Source organism: Streptomyces sp. NPDC057565 (genome assembly GCF_042801455.1).
Taxonomy (GTDB): Bacteria; Actinomycetota; Actinomycetes; order Streptomycetales; family Streptomycetaceae; genus Streptomyces; species Streptomyces yanii.
The window spans coordinates 1-9971 of the sequence record NZ_JBHVFU010000122.1 but is presented as its reverse complement, the minus strand read 5'-3'; the positions used below and the strand labels follow the sequence as shown (position 1 = coordinate 9971).

Below are 9971 nucleotides of genomic sequence, written 5' to 3'. Positions count from 1 at the left end.
CGGTTCACGAGTCACCCGGACCGGCGTCCTACGGCACGCTACGAGCGGCCAACCCGACCGCGTCCCGCTTTCCCCATACAAGTCGGCGGTTCACTTCGACCGTGGTGCCCTGTCACATCCCGTGCTGACCGGCATGACCTGCACCGCACTGACCGAGCTGACCGAGACCCTGACCCCCGGCTGGCAGGCGCTGCAGAAACAGGACCCGGCCACCCGACGCGACGGCGGCACCCGGCGCCGGGCCCCGGGCGGCGGCCGCAAAGCCAAACTCGACCTGGCCGACCGGGTCCTGGCCACCGTGCTGCAACAAAACCTCGCTCTGCCGCCTACCGTGCTGGCCCACCTCTTCGCCGTCAGCAAGGACACCATCCGCCACACCACCAGCGAGATCCGACAACTGATGGACCAGCACGCACACACATCCCAGCCCTCAGCAGCACACCTCAGCACCCTGGCAGGACTCCTCGTCCACGCCACCGCACACGGCGTGACCCTCACGACAGAGATCAAACCAACGTGTTGATTCTTTACGGGCCCTAACTACCCGGCCTTGGGGGAACTTCACATCTGGACCCAGGTCACGAACGCCTGTTACCAGCTCAAGCACCTCAAGGTGCGCTACCGCAGCGTCTACACGAACAAGGGCCCGGTCCACCCCAACCGCGGCTACTCACGACTCCAGCACATGTGGGTAGTCGAGCGCATGATGGACATCGCTGCCCACAAGCTCGGCTTCGACCCGGTGGAGTTCCGCCTCAAGAACTACGTCCAGCCCGACCAGTACCCGTACACGACCGTCAACGGCTGCGTCTACGACTCCGGCGACCTGCCGCTGTCGCTGCGCAAGGCGCTCGACCTCATCGACTACGAGGACGCCCGCCGTCTCCAGGAGCAGACGCGCGGCACGGGCAAGCGGATCGGCATCGGCATCGGCTCCACCCTCGAATCGGGCACGAACAACTTCGCCCAGGCCCGCCTCGTCAACGAGCACATCCCCTTCGCCGGCAACACCGAGGGCGGCCTGGTCCGTCTCGGCGCCGACGGCTCCGTGTACGCCATCACCGGCGGGGTCGCCTTCGGACAGGGCCACGAGACCACCGTCGCCCAAGTCGTCGCCGACCTCCTCGGCGTCGGATACGACGATGTCATCGTGCACCGCGGCGGCGACACGGCGCTGTCGGCCCAGACCGGCTTCTCCGGCTCGTACGCCTCCCAGTTCGCGGTCACGGGCATCGGAGCCATCGTCAACGCGGCGAAGAAGCTCGTAGGCGAGATCCAGCTCGTCGCCGCCTCGGTGCTCGGAGCCACCCCGGACGAGATCGTTCTGGAAGGCGGCCTCGCGAAGGTGCGGGGTGACGACGAGCGAGCCCTGCCGCTGGATGCCGTCGCCGGCATCGTGCACTTCGCCCCGGGCACCCTTCCGCCCGAGGTCGCGGAAGAAGTCGGCATGGTGGGCCGCGCGGTCTACCGGGCTCCCTTCGAACTGCCCGATCTGGAACGCAAGTACGGCAACCTCACGCTCACGTACGCCAGCCAGATCCACGCGTGCGTGCTGCAGATCGACGAGGAGACCGGGGAGGTCCGCATCCTGCGGTACGGCATGGTCGACGACTGCGGTACGCCGATCAATCTCATGGTCATCGAGGGCCAGGTCCACGGCGCCACCGTGCACGGCCTCTCCGGCGCCCTGTTCGAGCACTTCGGCTACGACGAGGCCGGCCAACTGACCGCCGCCAACTTCTACGACTACCACGCCGCCACGGCCTACGACCTACGACCTACGACCTCCGCAGCCTGAGCTACGACAGCGTGGTCAGCCCTTCCCCCTTCACACCGGTGGGCGCCAAGGGAATGGGCGAGGGCGGTGGTGCGCCGTTGCACGCGATCTGCGCCGCCGTCCAGGACGCGGTCGGCGACAGCGGCCTGGTGCTGGACTCCTTCAACCCGCCGGAGCGGATCCTCTCGCTGCTGCGGGGACGCGACAACGACAAGGTGAAGGTGGAGCGATGAAACTCAGCGGAGAATTCACCACCCCCACGCCCTCCACTGCCCTGACCGCGCTCGGTGACAACAAGCCGGCGCTCCAGGCGGTACCGGCCTTCCGCTCTCTGTCCGTGAGCGAGGACGGCACGATCGTCACGGTGTTCACCCCGGTCACGCCCTTCGGACGGATGACCCTGAACACCCTTATCCGCACCGAGGAGATCTCGGCGCACGGGGCGGTCTTGCGGGTGACGGCTCACCGTGCCCAGCACGCCGTGGATGCCCGCATCGAGCTCCGTTTCGCCGCCGAGGGCTCCGGCAGCCATGTGACCTGGGTTGCCGACCTGGCAGTCCTCGGTCCCGCCGCGAGTGTGGGCCAGCGCGTCGCACGCGAGGTCGCCACCAGGACCATTGGCGAAACCCTCCAGTCCGCGGCGGCCCTGGCCGTCCAGACCTCCTGACGATCGGAAACCCCTTGCCCGGCATCGACCTGCACACACACCTCGCCCCGGACATCGACGACCGTACGCTCGGCGATCTCCCCGGCACCGAACGAGACGACGACGGACTGCTCGTCCTGGACGGCCACCGCGCCGGCCCCCCTTCCCTGTACCACCCCGAAGGGCTGGAGGTGTACCTGGACGCCACCGGACTGGACGAGGCGATCGTCGCGGTCCCGCCCCCGTTCTTCCGCCAGCATCTGGTCCCGCACGCCGCCTCCGCCTGGACCCGAGCGTTGAACGACGGCCTGCTCCGCCGCGTCTCCGGTCACGACCGGCTCAGCCCGCTGGCGTACCTCCCCCTGGAACATCCCGACGCCGCACTCCGTGAGTACGAGCGTGTCCGCGACGACCCACGCTGGGCCGGTGTCACCGCCTCGGCCGGCGGTCGCTCGATCTCGCTCGCCGACCCGGCGCTCGCCCGGCTGTGGGAAGCACTCGACCGTGACGAGCGGACCATCCTGCTCCACCCGGGTGCCGCGCAGGATCAACGGCTCGCCCCGTTCTATCTGGCGAATCTCCTCGGAAACCCCGCGGAGACGGCGGTCGCCGCCGCTGAACTCGTCTTCGGCGACGTCCTCGCCCGCCACCCGGGGATGCGCGTCGTCCTGGTCCACTGCGGCGGGACGCTCCCGGCCATCGTCGGACGCTGGCAGCACGGGGTCGAGACCCACCGGCCCGGCCTGAAGCCCCTCACCGAACCGCCCCGGCAGGTCGTCCGCCGCTTCTACGTCGACTGCCTGGCCCACGATCCGGCGGTGGTCGACCTCGCGATCAACACGTTCGGTGCGGACCGGCTCGTCCTCGGCAGCGACTGGCCCTTCCCGATGGGCACCTTCGACCCCGCCGGTCTCGTGGCGCATCGCGGCCCGGAACTCGTCGAGCGGGCAGCCACGGCGAACGCGGAAGCGGCGCTGGGACGCTGCAAGGCGTAGGCCCACCCGAAGCCGTGTGCACCGGCTCACCCCGTGGAAAGGAGTTGCTCGGCCCAGATCGTCTTGCCGGTACGGGTGTAGCGCGTGCCCCATCGTTGAGTCAGCTGGGCGACGAGGAGCAGACCCCGGCCGCCCTCGTCGAAGACGCGGGCGCGGCGCAGTCGAGGACTGGTGCTACTGCCGTCGAAAACCTCGCAGATGAGGATGCGGTCGTGGATCAGCCGCAGTTGGACCGGGGGACTGCCGTAGCGGATGGCGTTGGTGACCAGCTCACTGACCACGAGTTTCGTGACGAACGCCTCCTCCTCCAGACCCCACGTGGCGAGCCGGTCGGAAACCCACTTGCGCGCTTCCGACACGATGGCGGGGTCGCTGGGCAGGTCCCAGGAAGCGACGTGGTCCCGGTCGAGAACGCGAGTGCGGGCGATGAGGAGGGCGACGTCGTCGGCGCGCGGTTCGGGGCACGCGTCCAGCACGGAGTCGGCCAGTGCTTCGAGTGAGGAGGCCGGCCGGGCGAGCGTACGACTCAGGTCGGAAAGCGCCCTGTCGACGTCGTTGGTGCGGGGGGCGATCAGACCGTCAGTGAAGAGGGCGAGCAGGCTTCCTTCGGGCAAGGTGAGTTCGGTGGTCTCGAAGGGCAGGCTGCCCAGGCCGAGCGGTGGGCCGGCCGGCATGTCGACGAGGCTACTGCTGCCGTCCGGTCGGACCAGCACGGGGGCCGGGTGGCCAGCCCGGACCATCGAGCACGTCCCGGAGACCGGGTCGTAGACGGCGTACACGCACGTCGCGCCGACGTCGCCGGGGATCTCACCCGTGACGTCCGCACCCTGCTCTCCCTCGGCATGGGAGATCATGTCGTCGAGATGGGTGAGAAGCTCGTCGGGAGGCAGGTCCATGTCGGCGAGTGTGCGTACTGCCGTACGGAGCCGGCCCATGGTCGCCGAGGCGTTGATGCCATGGCCTACGACGTCACCGACCACGAGGCCGACTCGTGTTCCGGGGAGCGGGATCACGTCGAACCAGTCCCCACCGGCCTCCGCACCATCACCGGTCGGCAGGTAGCGAACGGCGGTCTCCACGGCTGGATGTACGGTCGGTCCTTTCGGCAGCAGGCTCTGCTGCAGTGTCAGCGAGATGCCGCGCTCGCGGGTGAACCGGCGGGCGTTGTCCAAGCAGATCGCGGCCCGCGCGATCAGGTCTTCGGCGACGATCAGATCATCGGGACCGAAGAGGTCGCGGGTCGCCGCGCATCTGGTGAACAGGACCGACCCGAGGATCGTGCCCCGGGCTTGGATCGGCACGGCGATCAGCGAGTGAACTCCCATGATTTCTGCGAGCGCGGCAGGGGAAGGCTCATCGGCGAGCCAGCGTGCGATCTCAGGCGCCTCGACGTCGTGCACCACGGCGCGACCGGTGGTCAGGCACTGGGCCACCGGCGACGACCACGGGTGCGTGTGCGCCTCTCCGGGACCAGGTAGGTTCTCGGGCGTCGGGAAAGCCGACCGCTGCGCTGCCCGCCGCAGCATGGCGGGCCCAGGCAACACCGGAGGCGGCAGCTCGCCCCGGAAGACGGGATCGAGGAGATCGACACTGGCAAGGTCGGCGAAGCGGGGGACCGCGACCTCGGTGAGTTCCCGGGCGGTTCTCGCGATGTCGAGGCTGGTGCCGATGTGGGTCCTGGCCTCGCTGAGCAGGGCCAGTCGCTCCCGCGAGGCGTACTGCTGGGAGTAGTCGGTGGGCGCGAAGCCCACGGCATGCACATGGCCGGCCGCGTCCTTGAGCGGAAAGATGTCGACCGCCCAGGCGTGTGCCCTGGCCTCGCCCGGGAGCTTCACGATCGGCTCGGTGAATTCGGGCTGCCCCCTCTCGGCGACCCGGACGGTTCGTCGGTCCATCTCCTCGAACACGGGGTCCTGGAGAAACTCGGCTTGGCGTAGGCCGCGAACGTCGTCCTCCGACCTCCCGGTCAACTGTTGCATCGCTGCGTTCTCGTGCAGCCATCGTCCGTCAGGGGCGCTGATCGCGAGGGCGAGAGGATGCTGTTCGAACAGCCAGCGTGTGAGTGAGCTGTCCTCGGACAAACTCGTCCGGGAAACGATCATCAGCAGGAAGGCGGCCTCCTGCTCGGCATCCAGTAGGGGGCACAGGCGCATCTGTGCGTCCACGGGGCGACCATCGCGGTGACGCAGCGTGCCGTCGGCGGCGAGCAGATCTTCTACCGACCTGCCAAGGGCTTCGCCGGGCGTGTATCCGAGCAGGGCCTCCGCCTCGCTGCTCCAGTACGTGACCTGTCCTTCCGGGTCTGTCACGGCGATGGCGCATGTGTCGAGGAGAGCGTGGGGCAGTGCTGCCGTGAGCCGGCCGATCTGTCGGCGCCATTCGTCCATGGTGATCCCGGCCTTCCTCCCGCAGGAGCAAGCACTACCTACGATCGCCCTGGGTCCGCCGGATGGCAAGGTGAAGCAACTGGAGACTCGGTTCGCACCATAGAAGTCCGCGAGCGAGGGTTCTGGAGGTGGTGGAAGGACGCGGACTTCTCGCGGTAGGCCGCGCTGGAGACCAGCGCAGCGTAGATGCAGTGCCGGGACCAGGGGCACCGGAGTGCCCTGGCGTCCGGGATGCTGAGCGTTCCTCGTTCAAGACTTTCGTTCGGTCGCGTGACCAGGGATTTTCTAGAGGAGTAGGCCCTGTGCCGTGCGAGGTGGCGGCGTGAGGGGGCCGACGGGCCGGGGCGTCGCCCCGGCCGCTGTCGGTGGTGGCCTGGTCGGTGGTCGTCGTGAAGGGAATTCTGGGAAATGACTCGGACTCTGATTACCGGCGGTCTCGTGATCACGGCCGCCGACGAGGTGCACGCGGATGTGCTGATCGAGCACGGCCGGGTGGTGGCGCCGACGGCGCCGGGAAGTCAGCAGTGGACGGCGGACCGGGTGATCGACGCGTCGCAGGAGCACGTGATCCCGGGCGGTGTCGACGCGCACACGCACATGGAGCTGCCCTTCGGAGGAACGTTCGCGTCGGACACGTTCGAGACGGGGACGCGGGTGGCCGCGTGGGGCGGGACGACGACGATCGCGCGGGCACGCTGGACCAGCCGCGCCGATGCCCTTGATCACGATCACGAACGCGACTGCGCCGAAGAAGCGGGCGCGAAACCGCGGCCGCGCTGGAAGAGTTCGGCTTCACCGGCACTCCGGGGACGGGCTCCCGCCGCCGACCAAGATCGTGTCTTGGTGGGGTTTGAAGCTCCCCCCTTGACCGACGGCGACCAGCCCACCCGCAGGCGGTGGATGCTGGCCCGGCGCAGCATCCACGACCCCGAGGACATCGCCTATTTCCTGGCCAGCGCTCCACTGGACGCCGCACTCGCCGACCTGGCCCGGATCGCCGGATGCCGTTGGAAGATCGAGGAGTGCTTCCAAAGCGCGAAGAACGGGTGCGGCCTCGACGAGTACGAGGTCCGCCGTTACACCGGCTGGTACCGACACATCACCCTCGCCATGCTCGCCCACGCCTTCCTCGCCGCCATGGCCGCCCAGGAACACGAAAAAGGGGCGCCGACGACGACACACCCGGCCTCGTGGACCTCAGAGGGCGGTATGAGACCTGATGCCCGATTCTTCGTTTCGTGTGGGGCGATCGGGCAGGTCGTGACGAAGTCGGTCGACTACGGCCGGGGCTGGGAGAACAAGCCCTGCTCGGTCTCGGTCAGGATTCCGCGGTCGGCCAGCCGCTTGAGCTTCGGGCGGACGTTGTTGATGTTGTTGGGCGCGACCGTCAGGTCCATCGCCTCGCACACCTGCCGGGCCCGCAGCGGATGGTCGGCCGCGGTGAACACTGCCATGATCTGCTGGTAGGCCGGATGATCCGGCAGTTTCGGTGCCGGCGGCGCGGGCGGTTGCGGGTCGGGCAGCTCCAGCAGTGTCTTGCGGGTGATCCGAACTTCCTCGGCGGCCCGGCCGAGTTCGTCGAGCTGTGCGGTCAGCTGCGTGATCTGTTCCCGCGTCTCCTCGGCTTGCGCGGTGATCTCTCGTTCCCGCTCCTCCAGCCGCGCCAGCACTGCGCCGAGCGTCAGCTCCCCGCCGGTCATGCGGTGCGCCAAGCCGGCACGGCCGCCCCGGTCAACCGGCGCACTGTCACCGCGGTCATCGCCCAGTACACCCGCGACTCCGAACTACGGGGCAGATGCTCGTAATCGCGCACCAGCCTGCGGTGCAGCATCAAGATCCCATAGGCGCGCTCCACGACCTCCACCTCGATGCCTACCTTCTCCCCGTGCGCGATGACGGCGTTCTTGAAGCCCTGATCGACCAGGGCTTTCTCCACGGCGTCGGTGTCGGCGGCGACCTTGTCCAGCAGCGCGATGCCGACGGCGTTCTCGTGCGCCGACGCCGCCATCACGACCACCGCGATCACCAACCCCAGAACGTCAACGGCAAGGCCGCGCTTGCGGCCCGGTACTTTTTTGCCGGATCGCGCCCCGTCGACTCAGCGGGCACTCCGGCCGCCGCGTGCACGCTCTGGGTATCGAGCACCACCAGGCTCGGGTCCGCCTTCCGGCGTGCCATCTCCCGCACCTGCCAGCGCAGCAGGTCGTGAATGGCCTGGTCGGTGCCGTCGTCACGCCAGGTGTAGAAGTAGTACTTCACCGCGCCGGGTGGCGGAAATTCGTGCGGAAGCAGGTCCCACTGGCAGCCGGTCCGACCCTGGTAGAGCAGCGCGTTGACGACCCCCCGCATCTCGTACCGGCCCTGATGGCCGCTGACCGAGGGATGCGCGGCCTTCCACGCGGCGATCACCGGCTCGACCAGCGCCCACCGCTCGTCGCTCACGTCGGTCTTGTAGGGCTTGCGCTCGCTCACGGTGCCCAGCCCAACACGCCCATGGCCGCCGACCGGCCGGGATGCCGCACCGCCACACATTCAGGTGACGACAAAACTCCTATACACTCATATACTCCCTTCTCACACCGGCCGAGATCCGCCGCCTGATGGCAATTGAGCCCGCACACCACCTCACACGTCGCACCCACGCCATGAACTGGTCACGATGGCGACGACGCCACCAGGCACGCGCCCGCCAGAGCCACTACGAACGACGCGGCTACCTATTCGCCGGAGCACGGTGGGCAAGCCCCTCCCGCGCACCCGCCGGCCCCGCTACACTCGCGCCCCCAGGCCGCTGACCTGCCCAGATACCGAACTACGGCTGGAGTACTAGTGTCCTGCGCCAGAGATCCGTCGGCAGAAGCGGGCGAGGGAGTCGAGGATCTCTTCGGCGGTCTTGGTCCAGATGAAGGGCTTGGGGTCTTCGTTCCAGTCTTTGACCCATGCGCGGATGTCGGCTTCCAGGGCCTGGATGTTCTTGTGTGCGCCTCGACGGATCATCTGGTGGGCCAGGTAGCCGAACCACCTCTCGACCTGGTTGATCCACGAGGAACCGATCGGGGTGAAGTGCAGCTCGAACCGGGGATGTTTGGCGAGCCAGGCCTTGATCACCGGTGTCTTGTGGGTGCCATAGTTGTCCACGATCAGGTGGATCTGCAGGTGAGCGGGCACCGCCTTGTCGATCCGGATCAGGAATTTCTTGAACTCCACGGCCCGGTGCCGCCGGTGCAGGGCCGAGATGACCTGGCCGGTGGCGACATCGAAGGCGGCGAACAGGGTGGTCAGGCCGTTGCGCACGTAGTCGTGGGTGCGCCGCTCGGGCATGCCCGGCATTATCGGCAGCACTGGCTGGGACCGGTCCAGGGCCTGGGTGAGTCGGCGGCGGGAGTTTCACCCGCCGCCGCTCTCAGAACCGTGCGTAAGCCTCTCGGCTTACACGGCTCCCATCGTCCAGTCATTCACGGTTACGGCTTGACGAGTTTCCAGTGTGCGAAGAGCCCCGGGAACCGCCTGGCGTGACGGTTCAGGGCCTCTCGCGCTCTCGCTCGTTTCCGTTTGAACCGCTCGTACTTGCGGACGAGCCACCGCACCAGATAGTCGTTGATGCGGTTGAGGGTGGAGAGCAACGCGGACGGGTGAAACCGTCCGAAGTAGTTGATCCAGCCCCGCACGACCGGGTTGATCTCCCGGGCGAGCTCCTCCAGGGTTGTGTCACTGCGCACGTGCAACCGCCACCGGCGGATCTGCACCCGGATTTGCTTGGCGGCCTCGTCGCTGACAGCCGGATTGAAGCCGAAGAAGAAGTCCCCGCGCTTCGTCCGGAGTTTCCGCACACGAAACCCGTACCCCAGGAACGTGAACGAGGTGTGCTCGGCCGAGCCACGCCTGTTCCTGTCCCGGCAATACACAATGCGGGTCTTCTGGGGATGCAACTCCAGCCCCCCCGCACTCGGCCAGCCGCCCGGCGATGGCCTCACGCACCTGATGTGCTTGAACCTCGTTGCGGCAGTGGACCACCACGTCGTCGCAGTACCGCTCGAACTGGATGCCGGGGTGCTCCCGGGCCATCCAGAGGTCGAGTAGGGTCGGGGACTGGCGCGGTGGATAAATCTCCGTTTCCAGTCCCCGCCGCTTCAAACCGGACATGCGGTTCTCCCGCATCCGGCTTT

General features: G+C 68.0%; 7 protein-coding genes and 4 pseudogenes. 6 read left to right on the top strand and 5 right to left on the bottom strand.

The features are described 5' to 3' along the window. From ACFU8W_RS51310 to ACFU8W_RS51290, 5 genes and pseudogenes are all read left to right on the top strand, one after another. A pseudogene (locus tag ACFU8W_RS51310) lies at window positions 1-523 on the top strand (hypothetical protein); the annotation flags it as partial. 27 nt (window positions 524-550) lie between these two features. After that, on the top strand, window positions 551-1798 hold the full coding sequence (locus ACFU8W_RS51305; protein ID WP_384052714.1) for a xanthine dehydrogenase family protein molybdopterin-binding subunit: 1248 nt from the start codon (window positions 551-553) through the stop codon (window positions 1796-1798). A gap of 11 nt (window positions 1799-1809) precedes the next feature. Beyond that, complete coding sequence (locus ACFU8W_RS51300; RefSeq protein WP_384052713.1) at window positions 1810-2010, top strand: hypothetical protein; 201 nt, start codon at window positions 1810-1812, stop codon at window positions 2008-2010. Then, window positions 2007-2444, top strand: coding sequence for an SRPBCC domain-containing protein (locus ACFU8W_RS51295; RefSeq protein WP_384052712.1), 438 nt, complete (start codon window positions 2007-2009; stop codon window positions 2442-2444). Before ACFU8W_RS51300 ends, ACFU8W_RS51295 begins: the two co-directional genes overlap by 4 nt. Window positions 2445-2458: 14 nt before the next feature. Continuing rightward, window positions 2459-3418: an amidohydrolase family protein gene (locus ACFU8W_RS51290; protein ID WP_384052711.1), complete on the top strand. Its 960-nt coding sequence runs from the start codon at window positions 2459-2461 to the stop codon at window positions 3416-3418. A 26-nt stretch (window positions 3419-3444) separates the two neighbouring features. Here the strand turns inward: ACFU8W_RS51290 and ACFU8W_RS51285 are convergent, their stop codons facing one another. Then, on the bottom strand, window positions 3445-5805 hold the full coding sequence (locus tag ACFU8W_RS51285; RefSeq protein WP_384052710.1) for a SpoIIE family protein phosphatase: 2361 nt from the start codon (window positions 5803-5805) through the stop codon (window positions 3445-3447). Window positions 5806-6213: 408 nt separating this feature from the next. On the opposite strand from ACFU8W_RS51285, the pseudogene ACFU8W_RS51280 reads away from it, so the two are divergent. Beyond that, a pseudogene (locus ACFU8W_RS51280) lies at window positions 6214-6564 on the top strand (dihydropyrimidinase); the annotation flags it as partial. 518 nt (window positions 6565-7082) lie between these two features. Here ACFU8W_RS51280 and ACFU8W_RS51275 read toward each other — a convergent pair. The 4 genes and pseudogenes from ACFU8W_RS51275 to ACFU8W_RS51260 form a co-directional block, all read right to left on the bottom strand. Continuing rightward, window positions 7083-7505 carry a hypothetical protein gene (locus ACFU8W_RS51275; protein ID WP_384052709.1) on the bottom strand — a complete coding sequence of 141 codons (423 nt, stop codon included), beginning with the start codon at window positions 7503-7505 and terminating at the stop codon, window positions 7083-7085. After that, a pseudogene (locus ACFU8W_RS51270) lies at window positions 7502-8277 on the bottom strand (transposase). The gene ACFU8W_RS51275 and the pseudogene ACFU8W_RS51270 overlap by 4 nt, the downstream one beginning before the upstream one ends. Before the next feature lie 354 nt (window positions 8278-8631). Further along, window positions 8632-9171 (bottom strand): annotated as a pseudogene (locus tag ACFU8W_RS51265) (IS630 family transposase); the annotation flags it as partial. 95 nt (window positions 9172-9266) lie between these two features. Further along, complete coding sequence (locus tag ACFU8W_RS51260; RefSeq protein WP_384052708.1) at window positions 9267-9635, bottom strand: group II intron maturase-specific domain-containing protein; 369 nt, start codon at window positions 9633-9635, stop codon at window positions 9267-9269. Window positions 9636-9971: the final 336 nt, after the last annotated feature.

Excerpts from the sequence above, each read along its gene's own strand:
- ACFU8W_RS51295 (WP_384052712.1), top strand. The coding sequence starts at position 2,007 with ATGAAACTCAGCGGAGAATTCACCACCCCCACGCCCTCCACTGCCCTG.
- ACFU8W_RS51285 (WP_384052710.1), bottom strand. The coding sequence starts at position 5,805 with ATGGACGAATGGCGCCGACAGATCGGCCGGCTCACGGCAGCACTGCCC.
- ACFU8W_RS51275 (WP_384052709.1), bottom strand. The coding sequence starts at position 7,505 with ATGACCGGCGGGGAGCTGACGCTCGGCGCAGTGCTGGCGCGGCTGGAG.